We start from the raw sequence: 13,622 nt of genomic DNA on the forward strand, positions 1-13,622 counted from the left end.
GGAATCTGGCCATGACCGCATTCGTTTCCATGGCCGCGGCACTTGCCCTCCTCACCATGGCGGCCACCGACAGCCTGGCAAAGGTGATCGAGGCGCCCGAGCGTGGTGCGGTCAGGGCCGTGCTGATCGGCATCGACCTCTACCGCAACGTTCCGCCGCTGCACGGCGCCGTCGCCGATGCCGACGACCTTTCGCTTTCGCTGCGCTCGGTCGGCGTCGAGGACATGACGCTCCTGAAGAACGGCGCTGCTGACCGCGAGGGTATTTTCCATGCGATCGAGGCCGTGACGGAACGGGCGGGGTCTGGCGACCTGATCGTGCTCGGCATCGCCGGTCACGGGTCGAGCGAGCCTGAACGCGTCAAGGGTTCCAAACCGAGCGGCCGCGACGAGGTCTATATTCTTGCAGGCTTCGACACCCGGCTGCCGGGATCGCGCGAGCGCATCTTCGGCGACGAATTCAAGACACTGATCCGCAAGCTCGAGGCCAAGGGCGCCGATGTCGTCTTCATCGCCGATACCTGCCACGCTGGCGGCATGACCCGCGACGTCGATCCCCGCGGCGCCGAGATCACCTGGCGTCAAGCGCCTTCCTATACGATCGAGGAGGACGACCTCGCGCCGATTTCGACCACGGCGGATGCGCTGTCCACCGGCTTCGACTTCAAGCGGCTGACCTTTCTCGCCGCCGTCGACGAAAACACCAAGTCGCCCGAGATATCAATTCCCGGCATCCCGCAGAAACGCGGCGCGCTGAGCTATGCCACCGCCCGCGCTTTCGAGGGGGCGGCCGACCGCAACGGCGACGGCGCCGTCAGCCGCCGCGAACTGTTCGAATATGTGCGCCAGGCGGTCTATCAGTTCACCAACCAGCGGCAGAACATCTTTACCGAAAGCCCGCCCGGAACCGATCTCGATCGCGCGGTCGTCTATCATTACGGGGCGGGGGCCCAGGCGGCGGCGGAGAAGTCAAACGCTCCGCTGCCCGCCGAGCCCGCGCCGATCAGCGTTGCCGCCCTCGGCTCCGAGCCGGTGCTGCAGGGGATTGTATCAGCCGTCACGCCGTTCAAGCTGGCGGAGGGGGCTGATGCCGAACTCATCTTCGATCCCGAAAAACAAGAGGCGATTGCCGGCGGCGATGTCGTCGCCTCCGGCGTCGGCGCCGGTGACATGCCATTCGTCGTCGACCGGATGGCCGCGCTCGATGCGCTGAAGCGGCTCTCGGAGACCAACCCGCAGACCGTGCGGGTGACGCCTTCCGACACCGTCCATCGCGAAGGTGAGCGGGTCGGCGTCACGGTTTCGGATATAACAGGCCGCAAGCTCGTGCTCTTCGACGTCACCGGCGATGGAACCGTGCAGTTCCTCTATCCAGGCGAGAAGGAGGTCGATGCCGAGATGTCTCAGACCTTCGATCTCGACCTTTCCGTCGTCGCACCTTTTGGCACGGACCTGCTCGTCGCCGTCACCTCTGAAACCCCGATGCCCGACCTTATTGAATTCCTGAAGCACAACGACAGGCGCCGCACCGCCGGCAATATCGCCAAGCGCCTCGGCGAATTCCTGCCCGAGGGCGCGCGCCTCGGATTCACGGTCCTCTATACCTCCGCCGGAGCCAAGCTATGAGCACGTCGATCAGCAGGATCCTCAACGTTACGGCCGTCATGCTGCTGCTCGGCTCTCCGGCTCTTGCGCAGCAGGATACCGATTTCGCCGGTGAAGATGGCGGGCGTGTCATCGGCGGCCAGACGGCCAAGAAGGGCGAATGGCCCTGGCAGGTGAAGATCCTGGCGCCCGACCCCGAACAGCGCGGCCGCTTCGGCGGCCATTGCGGCGGCTCGCTGATTTCGCCGCGCTGGATATTGACGGCCGCCCATTGCGTCACCAGCGGCCGCTCCGGCAAGCAGGATCTCTTCGCCCGCGACCTGCTGATCGTCGAGGGCAAGTCGAAGATCGACAAGGTGATCGCGGTCGACGGCCCCGACAAGCCGGGTCTTGCCGTGGAAGAGGTGATCATTCACGAGGATTTCGACCGCAAGGTCTTCGCCAACGACATCGCCCTCATCAAGTTAAGCGAGCCCGCCAAATCGAAGCCGGCGACTCTTGCCTCGGCCTCGGATGATGAGGTGGAGGCCGCGGGCCACCCGGCCGTCGTCACCGGCTGGGGCTACACCAAGGCCGATCACGGCTGGGACGACAAATACCTGCCGACAGAACTGCAGGAAGTGGAACTGCCGATCGTCCCGCGCGAGGATTGCCGCGCCGCCTACCGCGACAGCTCGATGCGCATGAACCCGATCGACGAGCGCAATGTCTGCGCCGGTTATGCCGAAGGCGGCAAGGATGCCTGCCAGGGCGACAGCGGCGGGCCGCTGGTCGCCCAGCGTCCGGACAAGCGCTGGATCCAGCTCGGCATTGTCAGTTGGGGCGCCGGCTGCGCCGAGGCCGAACATTACGGCGTCTATACCCGTGTTGCCGCCTTCCGCGGCTGGATCGCCGCAAAGACCGACGGCGACGTGCCTGATGTCGAAGGGCCTGCTGCCGGCGATCAGGTCGCGTCCACCACCACCAGTGGCGGGACGAAGCAGAGGAAATCCGGACAGGAACAGGCCAATCTCGTCATCACCACCCCGCCCGCTGGCGATACCGCGCCGGCCGGCACGACCGAAACGCCTGCTGCCGACACGCCCGCCAACGATACCGCGCCCGCTGACAAGCCCATTGCCAACGAACCCGCCGTTCAGCCGCCCGTCGTCCAGACGCCGGTGATCGAAAGCTCACCCGGCGACCGCGCGCTGTTGATCGGCATCGACGATTACGAGATGCGCGAGGCGAAGCTGACCGGGTCCGCCACCGATGTGAAAGCGATGCAGGTCTTTCTCGCCAAGACGCTCGCCTACCGTCCGGAACAGATCCACACGCTGACCAACCGCAAGGCAAGCCGCGAGGCGATCCTTGCCGAAATCGACGACTGGCTGGTGCGCCAGTCGACGCCCGGAAGCCGCGTCTTCCTCTATTTCAGCGGCCAGGGCTCGGAGGAAATGGGGGCGGATGCGACGACCAGCCCGACGCTGGTTGCAGCCGATGCCAAGCTGGTGCGCGAGGGCGGCAAGGTGACGGTCACCAACCAGATCCGCGAAACCGAAATCGCCGCGCGGCTGAACAGCCTCAAGGACCGCCGCGTGACGCTGCTGATCGATGCCTGCCATGTCGGCCCCGGCAGCCGCAGCGCGGTGGCCGCACCCTCCGGCACCGTGCGTTGCCTCGGCCCGGCGCTGGCGGCGCTCGAACCGCCGAACAAATCTGGCAAGGAAGCGAAATTCTCCTTCGGCGGCGAAAACGCCATGGTCTGGTCGGCCGTCAACGCGGGGCAGTGGGCGCTCGTCGACCGCGAGGCCAAGCCGGCGCTCGGCGTCTTCACCCGCCACTTCATCGAAGGCGTGCAGGATGGCGTGGCGCGCGCGGCCGACAAGCCGAATGTCAGCAATGCCGCCCTTCTCGATTATGTCCGGCGCAAATCCGACGAATATTGCCGGACGCATGCCGAGGATTGCCGCTTCACCCCGGTGCCGCAATTTTATGGCCAGCCGGATGCGCTCGGCCGGGATGTCATCACCGGCGAGGAAGCCAAGACGCCGCTCGCCGCCGTCGAAAACACGCTGAAGAGCGACAATGAGGCGGGCGTCGCCGTCGACGTGCTGCCCGGCACCGCGGTCAGCATCGGCGACAAGGTGGCGATGCGCGTCTCCACCAAGAAGTCTGGTTACCTGATCCTGGTCGATATCGACGCCTCCGGCAAGCTGACGCAGCTTTACCCGAACAAACGTTCCATGGGCCTGAAACCATCAGCCAAAAGCGGCGACAACCGCCTCGATCCGGCCCGGCCGGTCGTCGTGCCCGATGCGCGCAATCCCTATACCGGCTTCGAATATGTGGTGGAGGGACCGGCCGGCGTCGGCATGGTCGTTGCCATCCTCAGCGACAAGCCGATCGAAGTGCTCGACCTGCCCGATGTGCCGACGCCGCTCGTCGGCCAGCGCGCCGCCTTCAACTATGTCTACGATCTAGCCCGAAGCCTCAGGATCGTCGGCGACGACGAGAACGGCGCCCAAGGCAAATGGTCGTTCGATTCCAAATTTTATCGCATCCGCTGAACAGGAGCGAACTATGCCGAAATCCATTCTGCTGGCGGGTCTCGCCGCTTCCCTGATGACGCTTGCGCCGGCTCATGCCGGCAACTCCGGCGACAGCAAGGCGATGCTTGCAGCGCAAGCCGAGCTTGCGGCCGAACTGATCGACCGTACGCTGGCAAAGGAAGGTGCTGCCAATATCATGGTGTCGCCGGCAAGCCTTGCCGCAGCACTCGGTCTTGCCGCCCTCGGCGCCTCCGAGCAAGGCAAGGCCTCGATCGCCAAGGGCCTCGGCTTCGGCGGCGAGGTGAAGGGACCGGAGACGGTGCTCGACGCGATGTATCAGGAAAAGCCGGCAGCGGCGGATGCGCCGTTGACGACGGCGGTCGCGATCGTCTTCGATGACAAGCTGGTGCTCGTCCCCGATGCGCTCTCCATGCTCGCCGGCCACCGCATCAAACCTTCGATCGAGGATCTCGACGGGCCGAAATCGGTCGAGCACATCAACGGCTGGGTCAAACAAGCGACGCGGGGCGCCATTCCTGTGATCCTGGACGCACCGCCCGGCGGCGGCTTCGTCAGCCTCGGCGCGCTTTCCTTCAAGGCGCGTTGGAAAACCTCCTTCGATAGGGAGAGCCCGGCAAGCCCCTTTCAGCGGCCGGATGGCTCGACGATTTCGGTGCCGATGATGCATCTTGCCGGCGATGGGCAGAAATTCCGCTCCGACGAGAAATTCACCGCCGTCGACCTTGCCTATGCCGGCGAGAGCTACAGCATGGTCGTGGTGGCGGCGCGCTCCGGCAAGGGTGTCGGCGGCGCGGACCTGAAGGCGCTCACTTCCTGGCTGCAAGGGGAAAAATTCGAAGCCGCCAAGGGCGAAATCTTCCTGCCCCGCTTTTCCCTGAACGACGGGCGTGATTTGATGCCGATACTCAATGCGATGGGAGTGGCGCCCGAGAAGGCCAAGGATGCGGGTTTCCCGGGTTTCACCAAGGAAAACATCAGCCTGGCGCGCGTCCTTCAGAAGACGATGATCAAGGTTGACGAAAACGGCACGGAGGCGGCAGCAGCCACGGCTGTTATCACGGAACGCAGCATCGATCCGAAGCTTGTTCGCGTCGTGGCCGATGCCCGTTTTGCCTTCGCGCTTCGCGATACAAGAACCGGCCTGCTGCTGGCCGCAGGCCTTGTCGGCGATCCATTGCTGGCAGGCGAATAGAATTCGGTTTCATGAATGCAATGAATGCAGGGGACAAGTGCATGAGAAGTGATCTGATCGCCCGCTACACGATCGGCGAGCCGGTCTATGAAAACGAGTTCATCGTCTATCCGGCCCAGGACAAGCGGATGGACCATGCGGTCTTCATCGTCGCGCCCGATATGGCGCTGAAACTGGACAAGGCTCGTTTCGAGCGGGTCTGGACCTCCATCAACGAGGCCAAATCGCTGACGGCGCGGCGCTTCGTCGAAATCGAGGACCTCATTCCGCCGTCGCCGGAAGACGACAATTTTTATATCGTCGAGAAGCGGCCGTCGAAAACGCTGCACCAATATCTCGACGAAACTGAAATGGTAGCTTACGAACGCGCCGTCGAGATCGGCCGCCACATCCTCGAGGGCCTGGCGACGCTGCATGGCGCGGGTTACGCCCACAATGCGCTGACGGACCAGTGCATCTATGTCTCCGAGGACTATTCCGGCCTGTCGGTCAGGATCGGCAACCTGCACCTGATCTCGAAAATCGGCGAACACATCATCCCGCCCTATGTGCCGGAATTCGGCGCGCCGGAAATCTATGCCAGCGGTACTTTTTCCGCCTCATCGGCTCTCGACATCTACGCCATGGGCATGATCGCCTACAAGCTCTTCCTGCCGCGGCAGACCTATGCCAGCGTCTTCGACAGCGTCATGGTCTGGGAAGACGAGCACCAGCGCGAGCAGAGCTGGAAGAACATCCATCTCGACCCTTCCAACGTCTTTCCCCGCCTCGACGTGCTGATCCCAGGCTTTCCCGAGGGTCTCGCAAGCCTGGTGGAAAGGATGTTGAGCCGCGACCCGAGCGCGCGACCGCGCACGGGCGCCGATGCGCTGGGAGAATTCGCACGCGTGACGACAGGCATTCAGCCAATGTCCTGGGATCCGCGCGGCGGCATGCCGCAGCAGCAGGACGCCCCGAAGCCGAAAAAATGGACGCCGGTCAAAATCTCCATGATCGCCGCGCTGCTCTTGATCTGCATCGGCGTCGGTGCCGTTACCATCCCGAAGCTGCTCCGCCCGGATCCGAAACTCGTCGCCGATGTCGGCACCTGGAAGAAGGAGGCCGAAAGCCGCAAGCAGAAGGCGATCGCCGCCAAAGCGCCGGAGCGCCCTTCCGGTGACCAGGCAAAGCTCTCCTACGACACAGGCGCCTCGGCGCTGACATCGGCCGATGCGCTGCTCAAGGACGAAGATTACGAAAAGGCGCTTCCGGGCTTCCAGACGGCCGCCATCAATCTCGGCAATGCGCTGATCGGCATCTCGAAAGAGAATGCCGAGAAGGCGAAAGCTGCCGCTTCGGCCGCAGGCGGCGACAAGGCGCCAGGTTTTACCGAGGCCGACGCCAAGATGAAGACCGCCGCCGACGCCGCCACCGCAAAGCAGATGCATGCCGCGGTCGGCGCCTACGACGAGTCGAAAACGACGTTTGACGATCTCGCCAAGGCGCTCACCGCGCTGGCAGCCGCCGAAAAGGACGCGGCGGCAAAACGCGAAACCGTCAATCGCATCGGCGCCGGCGATAGCCCCGATGTCGCCAAGGCGAGCGGGCTGATGACCGAGGCCAAGGCCAAGGCCGAACAATGGCAGATGCCGGCCGCGACATCAGGCTACGGCGACGCCGCCAAACTGTTCGACGCCGTTATCGCCGATGTCATGGCGGCGAAGGATGAGGCGACGGCGCTGAAACAGAAAGTCACCGATCTCAGCGCCTCGATCGCGACCCGCGCCGGTGCTGCCGATCCGACGCTTGCGGCGCTCGCCCCGAAGATCGGCGAGGCCGACGGCCGCTACACCGCGGAAGCCTACAAGCTCGCCATCGTTGCCTACCAGCCGATCCTTGCCGATCTAGAGGCACTGTCGGCGCGCGGCTTCTGCCCCGTTTCGCAGACCCTTGCCTTCGAGACCGTGCCGGCGGGCAGTTATTCGCTTGACAATGTCCGGCTGATGACCTCGTCGATGAAGGAGCTCGGCGGCATGCTCGGCGTTGCCAATGGCGCCGTGAAGATCGACAAATCCTTCTGCATGCAGACGAAGGCCGTCACCCGGGCGGAGATGGCGGAATATTACACCGCCAATGCCGATCCCGCCGCAGCACAGGCCTATGCCGACAATCCTGAGCAGCCGGCCGACGACGTGCCGCTTGCCGTGGCGCAGAACTATACGGCCTGGCTGTCGAAGCAGCTGAACGCGCCCGTCCATCTGCCGTCGGCGACGGAATGGATGGCAAGTGCGGCGAAGATCCCGCCGGAAAAACTGCCCGATAACGGCGATATCATCCTGCAATGGAGCGCCACCCCCTGCGAAGCCGGCGGCAATGTCGCCTTCATGGCGCAGGAGGGCTCGACCTTCGTGGTCTGCTCGGATGCGTCGGCCGGCGGCATCTTTCGCGTCACCGCCGAATTGCGGTGAGCGCGGCGAAACTGGGGATAGAATAGGGGAGCGCGTGCGCCGTTCTGCTTCATTCGACAGCTCGCGTTCAAGCCGTATTATTCGACAAATTTCAATTCCAAATTACAAAATACGCGCGTATATTGAACTGGGGACTGCAGTATCCGTGCCTTGAGGGGTCGAGGACAATGTGCTGGAACACATCATCAGCATTCACGCCGGTTGGGTTTGCTTTGCGAGGCCCGGCATCTCGCAAGATCGTATGGACGCTGGGCGACGCGGCGCGTCTCCTGATCAACGACTGGCCTTGCGATGACGGTGAGGAATATGTTGCCGCCGTCAAAGCCTGCGTCGACGCATTGAGCGGGAAGATTGCCCCGGAACAATTCCGGGAAGCGCTTCTGCGTGCGGCCGATGAGGCAGGTATCGCTGCTCTATCGCTCGTCCGGCAGGGAATGGGAGAGCAACGACCGGACCTTCCGTCAAGCGCGCAAAGATAGTCCGAATTTCGAGGGCTAACCGCCTTTCGACGTCACGTTTGCGCCAATTGCGGTCATCACTTTGCGTTGCTATGTCACTGCGACGGCACTCGATACGAGCAGCATTTTCATGAAGTACATTCCCTTAGACGTTGGCGTTTCCATCCGCGCCACTGCAAGCGACCTTCGTTCCTTTAGCTGGCGGACTGGCCAATGCGTCGAAGCAAGTTTCTACGTCGATGATCCCGAGCATCTGTTGAGGATTACGTTTGATGGCCCCTGCATTGTGCGAATTGTGGATGAGTTTCCGCTGAGCACAGAGCACGAGGATGACCCTGACGAGGGATTAGTTAGTGAGCATTTCGCATACCGCGTTGAAGGAGCGACGTTCGACACGTCCCAATCTGAAACTTGGAAAACGGTGGTTGGCATCCAAGTCGGTCCGACTTGCCATTATCGCTTCATTACCGGCAACACATGCATGGACGTCGTGACCCCAGCAAAACCAGTGTTCACCGTCATTGCAACCGAAACAGAAGCATGACCATTTATGCTGAAGTCGACGTCCGCGATGGGCCGAAGGTTGTCCTGCCTTTGCGCCGGCTGTCGTGTTTCCGTCGATTTACTCGTCGCGAGTTTTTCGGGTGCGTCGGTGCGCAACCAGCGTGGCCTCGGCTTCAGCGATTGTGGGAAGGCGGCGCTCCGTCCGAAGAACATGAAACGCGCCGCAATTCTCGTCGGGGCAGCCACACGAAACAACGTCGACGTGATGGCGGGTTTTCCCTGCTCGCTTTTAGTGCGCGTTCATTCGCTGGTCGCTTTTAATTGTGTCTACGCCCAGCCGCCCGCCCCGGTCAGAGGGAGCCGCGTGCCGGCTCCCTCTCCAATACCATGGCGGCGGCGTCCCGCAGCTCGAGCCTTAGTCGCCGCGGGCCGTCTCTCAGCCCTCGGATTTCAGCTTGCCGCCGACCGCCCAGGAATCCTTGGCGATCTCCGTTATCAGGATTTCCAGCGATTCCGGCGGGCACGCCAGGGTTTCGACGGCGGCCTTGGTCGCTTCGCGCGCGAAGGCGCGTTTCTGATCGTCGGTGCGGCCGGGATGCATCTGCAGGTGAAGAATGGGCATGGTGTCTCCTTGGTCAGGTTGGTGCTGTCCGTCGTCTTGGCGCGGGCATGACGACCATGTTGTAAATTCCCTGGTTGATAAATAAGCTCCCGGTATCGTCATTCGAAACCAACAGGTAGGCAATCGTGGACAAGCTGGCCGGCATGGCGATGTTCGTCAGGGTCATCGACAATGGCAGTTTCGCGGCAGCCGCAGAGATCGCACAAGTGTCGCCTGCCATGGTTGCCAAGCACATCAAGACGATTGAGACCCGGCTCGGGGCGAAGCTGATCCATCGCACCACGCGACGCCATCAGCTGACAGAGGTTGGCCAGCTCTATTACGAGCGCTGCAAACGTGCGCTTTCCGAAGTGGCGCTGGCCGAGGCTTCGGCGAGCGAGCTGCAATCGGCGCCGCGCGGCCGACTTCGAGTGGTTGCGCCGGTCAGCTTCGGGACGCAGGTCCTGGTGCCGGCGCTGATCGATTACCAGAACACCTATCCCCACGTCAGCATCGAGCTATCGCTCGACAACAACGTCCATGACCTCGTCGGCGAGGGGTTCGAGCTCGGTATCCACATCGGTCCGCTCTCGGACAGCAGCCTCGTCGCCCGCCCGCTCACGCCCTACCGGCGGGTTCTCGCTGCCTCGCCGGACTATCTTGCCCGCCATGGCCGGCCGGCCACGCCGGAGGCTCTGACGAACCATCTCTGCCTCGGCCACTCCTATTGGCGCATGCAGGATCGCTGGCACCTGGTCGGACCGGGAGGCGAAATGCGCGATGTGTTGATTTCCGGAAAATTCTCGACCAACCAGGGAGCGGCGTTGCGCATGGCAGCACTCAGCGGCGCGGGAATTGCGCTTCAGCCGGAACTGCTGCTCGCCGCCGATATCGCCGAAGGACGGCTCGAGCAGGTGCTGCCGGAATGGTCCTACAAGCCTGTACCGATGTCCCTCATCTATGCCCCGAACCGTCGGCCGACAGCGATGTTGCGGACGGTGATCGATTTCCTGGTGGAACGGTTTGGCTAAGGTCATGAGGCCGAGCGGACATCGCCGTGCGGTTATCCTTGTGCTCTAAGACCGACGAATTAGCCAAAGTTAAAAGTCGCAGTGCGTGGCGAGCGAAATTGACAGATTTGTTCTGACGGCTGATCCTCCAGGTATACGCACTTATATGCATGGGGTGTGCTGGGAATGGTCGGTCAACCGCTCGTCGTGAAGTTGATATCTTTTACCTGCTTCGGTGTATTTGCCGTGAGCTTCGCCGTCGCTTTCTGGGTGATAATCAGGGTGCTCTATGAGACCGACTGCCTGGTAGATAAGCCGGAAGATCAGGGCCTCAGTTGGCGGGAACGGCAAGCACGCAAGCGCAGCCGCTTCGACAGGTACTACGTCGCCGAGGAGTTTCGTTCATTGCGCAAGGCAGCCGCCATCGCCCAGACAGGTTGCGCTTTATCCTTCGGCTCCCTTCTATTGCTGGGCTTATTGTTTGGTGAGAGAGCGTCTCATTAGGTTCGAACCACTCCTTCCGGTCAAATGCCCATCAAACCGGCGATCACCGTCTAGCGACCGGCTTCACCGCAGCCCGCCGCTGCAGCGCGAAACGCGCCGCTGAGCAGTTGACGTCGGGAACGAGATCGTAGGTCTGCTGGTAGAGGGTCTGCGCCAGCGTATTGTTGCCGCGGTTTTCCGAGGCGAGGGCCGCGAGCGCCGTGCGTTTGTAGGCCTCGACGATCGGCTCGGCGGCCTTGGCCAGCGCGGCATCATCCGATGGTTCGGTCGCCAGCGAAAGGGCGGCATAGGTTGCGTCGCCATCCCTGCCGACACGGCCGCCGACGGCGCCGTTGAAGCTGGCCTCCGAAACCTGGCGCATGCGCCGGGCATTCTTGATGCATGTCGGAATGCGGGCGGCCTCCGCATTGATGCGTTCCGCCGTCGGGCCACCCTCCGCGCTGCCGCTGTCGGAGAGGATCACGTAGCCGATGATGCCGACGATGGCGAGATAGGCGACACCCATGCCGGCCAGGAAGGCCGGCTGTTTGAGGAGCGACTTCTTCGGCTTGTCGTCACCCGCCTTGGAGGCCTCCTTCTTCGGCGCTTCCTTGGCGGCGGCCTTGACGACGAATTGGAATTCGACGTCCTTGCCGAGACGGAAGCTGTCGCCGGCTTTCAGCGAGGCCGTCTGCAACAGCGCTTCGCCGCGCAGCATGATCGGGTTCAGCCCCATGCGGCGAATGATGAAGCCGCCGTCGCTCTGCCGCTCGATGCGCGCATGGATCGGCGCCAGGAACGGATCGTCGACGACGATATCGGCATTGCCCGCCCGGCCGATCGACATTTCCGGCCGGTCGAGCACATGGCTGCGGCTCTGGCCGCCGGGACCGGTCTGCAGAAGGCTAGGCTTGTTTCCACGAAAGAAGGAAAAGACCATGATCAGAACATCCCACTCGACATCATCTCGACAATTGCAGGCGCCAGCACCAGAAGCAGGATCGACACGACGATCATCATCGCCGGCATGACGATCTTGGCTTTCAGCTTTTCACTGGCCCTGTCGGCCTTTTCCCAGCGGCGGAAGCGCAGGTCGCGCGCATGTTCGCGCAACAGCTCGACGCGGTTGCTGCCCTCGACTTCGCCCTGGATCACGGCGCGGATGACGCGCACGACTTCCTCGGCGGTCATGCGGCGCTCCAGGCGCTGCAGCGCCTCGATCATGCCGGTGCCGAGCGCCACGTCCTTCAGCGTCTGTTCGATCTCCTCGCTCATGACGGTGCCGGGTGCCGCTTCGGCATAAAGCCTCAGGCTTTCCGGCAGCGTCGCCTGCGCCTGCTGCGTCATGACGACGAGATCGAGAAAGTAGGGAAATTCGCGCGAGATGCGTTCCTTGCGGTCCTGCGCCTTGTCGTCGGCGACGACCCAGAAATAGATGGCGGGGATCAGGCCGAGGATCAGCCCGGCCACAAGCCCGCCGATGACGCTGCCGCTGGCGATGCCGAACAGCACGCCGAGCACGATGAAACCGAAAAGGCTCAAAACGACGAGAAGCGCAATATATTCCCGCCCCGTGACGCCGCCGAAGGGCCGGCCGCCATAGATCAGCTTCTGCTCGAGCTGCGCGCCGTAATCGGCAAGCAGCGGCTCGAAATGCGTTAGCACGAATTCGACCGGCGTGCGCATGCCGACGCTGTCGACGATATTGGGCGGCGGACCATCGCCGCCCGCGGTCCGGCGCACCACCTGGATACTGCCGAGCATATCGCCGATCCACCAGACGAACAGCGCAGCGGTAATGCCGGCAAAGGTGATGGCGATCGGGGCGAGGGGTATCTGAGACATCATACCGACACCTTCATCATCGAGCGCATCCAGAAGAAACCGGTCGCATAGAGGATGGCGCCGACGATCGCGATGACGATGCCGATGGCGTTGCCGAACACCTTGTCGATCAGTTCCGGCTGGCCGAAGAAGATCATCAGGATCATGAACAGCGCGCCGCCGTTGACGACGCGGAAGTTCATGCGCGCCTGCGACGACGAGGTGGTGATCTTCTGATCGAGCTTCCAGATTTCCTTGAAGGATTTCGACATTTCCGTCAGCGGCTCGGAAATGTCACCGCCCTGGCGGGCAAAGAGACCGAGGGCTGCGTCAACCATCTTGAAATGCAGGCTCGGCACGTTGCGGCCGTGGCGGTCGAGCGCCTCGACCAGGCCGATGCCGAGCTTCTGTTCGCGGGCAATGCGCTCGAACTCCCGCGAGGCCGGCATCTGGCCGGTATCGGCCACCGCATTGACGGCGATGGCGAGCGGCTTGCCGGTGCGCACGGCCGAGACGATCTGGTCGACGGCATAGGGAAGCTGCGATTCGATCTGCAGCCAGCGGCGCTGCAGATAATAACGGATCACGCCCTTGGGCAGGAAGGTGGCGACCGGGATTGCGATGACGAAGCCGAAGATCGGCCCGAAGATCAGCGAGATCACGATGAAGACGACGATCGCCGTGATGCCGTAGGCGAGGATCATCGTATAGGGCGGAACGGCATCGCGCCCGAAGACCTGCGCCGCCTCGCTGGCGAGCGCAATGTCACGTTCGGTGGCGCGCAGCAGCGGCGCCGGCCAGCGCACCGGCGCGCCCCAGACGAGCAATCCCGCCGTCACAGCGCCGAGGGCGACCGTAAAAATCTGCAGAATGCTGATATCCATGGCTTCCCCCTCAGAGCAATTCCAGCAAAAGTGCGCAGCGCTTTTGCCGGGGAATTGCGTAAA

At 63.0% G+C, this 13,622-nt stretch carries 12 protein-coding genes; 8 read left to right on the plus strand and 4 right to left on the minus strand.

Features of this window, described 5'->3' with window-relative positions; all coding sequences use genetic code 11:
* Positions 1-11 precede the first annotated feature (11 nt).
* The 6 genes from BA011_RS33715 to BA011_RS33740 all read left to right on the plus strand — a co-directional run bounded on the left by BA011_RS33715 (position 12) and on the right by BA011_RS33740 (position 8,797).
* Complete coding sequence (locus BA011_RS33715; protein ID WP_065284038.1) at positions 12-1,625, plus strand: caspase family protein; 1,614 nt, start codon at positions 12-14, stop codon at positions 1,623-1,625.
* On the plus strand, positions 1,622-4,153 hold the full coding sequence (locus tag BA011_RS33720; protein WP_065284039.1) for a trypsin-like serine protease: 2,532 nt from the start codon (positions 1,622-1,624) through the stop codon (positions 4,151-4,153). Before BA011_RS33715 ends, BA011_RS33720 begins: the two co-directional genes overlap by 4 nt.
* 13 nt (positions 4,154-4,166) lie before the next feature.
* Positions 4,167-5,348, plus strand: coding sequence for a serpin family protein (locus tag BA011_RS33725; protein WP_065284040.1), 1,182 nt, complete (start codon positions 4,167-4,169; stop codon positions 5,346-5,348).
* 41 nt (positions 5,349-5,389) lie between these two features.
* A complete protein-coding gene (locus tag BA011_RS33730) occupies positions 5,390-7,795 on the plus strand; it encodes a protein kinase domain-containing protein (RefSeq protein WP_065284178.1) in 2,406 nt (801 codons plus the stop codon).
* Between the two features lie 167 nt (positions 7,796-7,962).
* Complete coding sequence (locus BA011_RS33735) at positions 7,963-8,274, plus strand: DUF982 domain-containing protein (protein WP_065284041.1); 312 nt, start codon at positions 7,963-7,965, stop codon at positions 8,272-8,274.
* A gap of 109 nt (positions 8,275-8,383) precedes the next feature.
* The gene (locus BA011_RS33740) at positions 8,384-8,797 is read left to right on the plus strand and encodes a hypothetical protein (protein ID WP_237352797.1); all 414 of its coding nucleotides are present in this window, start codon (positions 8,384-8,386) and stop codon (positions 8,795-8,797) included.
* A 396-nt stretch (positions 8,798-9,193) separates the two neighbouring features.
* On the opposite strand, the gene BA011_RS33745 is transcribed toward BA011_RS33740, so the two are convergent.
* Positions 9,194-9,379, minus strand: a complete 186-nt coding sequence (locus BA011_RS33745) for a 4-oxalocrotonate tautomerase (protein ID WP_065284043.1) — start codon at positions 9,377-9,379, stop codon at positions 9,194-9,196.
* 125 nt (positions 9,380-9,504) lie between these two features.
* Between BA011_RS33745 and BA011_RS33750 the strand changes: the two genes are divergently transcribed.
* Both BA011_RS33750 and BA011_RS33755 read left to right on the plus strand, forming a co-directional pair.
* Complete coding sequence (locus BA011_RS33750; RefSeq protein WP_065284044.1) at positions 9,505-10,389, plus strand: LysR family transcriptional regulator; 885 nt, start codon at positions 9,505-9,507, stop codon at positions 10,387-10,389.
* 165 nt (positions 10,390-10,554) lie between these two features.
* On the plus strand, positions 10,555-10,872 hold the full coding sequence (locus BA011_RS33755; RefSeq protein ID WP_065284045.1) for a hypothetical protein: 318 nt from the start codon (positions 10,555-10,557) through the stop codon (positions 10,870-10,872).
* Positions 10,873-10,915: 43 nt separating this feature from the next.
* Here the strand turns inward: BA011_RS33755 and BA011_RS33760 are convergent, their stop codons facing one another.
* From BA011_RS33760 to BA011_RS33770, 3 genes are read right to left on the minus strand one after another with little or no spacing between them, the layout of a single operon-like run.
* The gene (locus tag BA011_RS33760; protein WP_065284046.1) at positions 10,916-11,791 is read right to left on the minus strand and encodes an FHA domain-containing protein; all 876 of its coding nucleotides are present in this window, start codon (positions 11,789-11,791) and stop codon (positions 10,916-10,918) included.
* A 2-nt stretch (positions 11,792-11,793) separates the two neighbouring features.
* The gene (locus BA011_RS33765; protein WP_065284047.1) at positions 11,794-12,699 is read right to left on the minus strand and encodes a type II secretion system F family protein; all 906 of its coding nucleotides are present in this window, start codon (positions 12,697-12,699) and stop codon (positions 11,794-11,796) included.
* Positions 12,696-13,559, minus strand: a complete 864-nt coding sequence (locus BA011_RS33770) for a type II secretion system F family protein (protein WP_065284048.1) — start codon at positions 13,557-13,559, stop codon at positions 12,696-12,698. Before BA011_RS33770 ends, BA011_RS33765 begins: the two co-directional genes overlap by 4 nt.
* Positions 13,560-13,622 lie beyond the last annotated feature (63 nt).

This window comes from Rhizobium leguminosarum, assembly GCF_001679785.1.
In the GTDB taxonomy this organism is placed as follows: domain Bacteria; phylum Pseudomonadota; class Alphaproteobacteria; order Rhizobiales; family Rhizobiaceae; genus Rhizobium; species Rhizobium leguminosarum_R.